The sequence below is a fragment of the Oceanobacter antarcticus genome (assembly GCF_044962685.1).
GTDB classification, from domain to species: domain Bacteria; phylum Pseudomonadota; class Gammaproteobacteria; order Pseudomonadales; family Oceanobacteraceae; genus Oceanobacter; species Oceanobacter antarcticus.
On sequence record NZ_JBBKTX010000072.1, the window covers coordinates 1 to 493 of the forward strand.

1 protein-coding gene is annotated in these 493 nt (G+C 41.8%); it reads left to right on the forward strand.

Annotated elements, in window-relative coordinates; all coding sequences use genetic code 11:
• Positions 1-78: 78 nt before the first annotated feature.
• On the forward strand, positions 79-493 hold a 415-nt coding region (locus WG929_RS20960; RefSeq protein ID WP_416207620.1), incomplete at its 3' end, for an IS66 family transposase.

Here is a 493-nt window from a genome sequence, read left to right on the forward strand (position 1 = left end):
GGATATTTTTAATAATAAACCGCATGAAACCTTATTTTACACTGCCATGAATTAACCAGGGTTGGTATACTCCAACCCATGAAAACACCACCGACGGATCACTTACCTGATGACATTTCTGTTCTAAAACAACAGCTTTTAGCGCAGCATCAATTATTGGAAGAAAAAAATAATCAGTTAAAAAATAAAGAACAATTAATTAACCAAAAACAATCATGCATCCAGTTTTTGGAAGAACAGATCATTCTGTTTAAGCAGCGCCAGTTTGGTAAAAGCAGCGAAAAAAGTGATCAACAAGTCGAACTGTTCGATGAGGTTGAATGCGAGGCCGATGCCTATGCAGTGGATACGGCCGAGTCGATAGACGCCGAGTCCTTACACTCGGAATTGCCCCTGGCTGAAACACCAAAGCCCGTTAAAAAAACATCCGGCCGTAAGCCTTTACCGGCTGAATTACCCCGTGTACGCATTGAACATGATCTTCCTTTGGCCG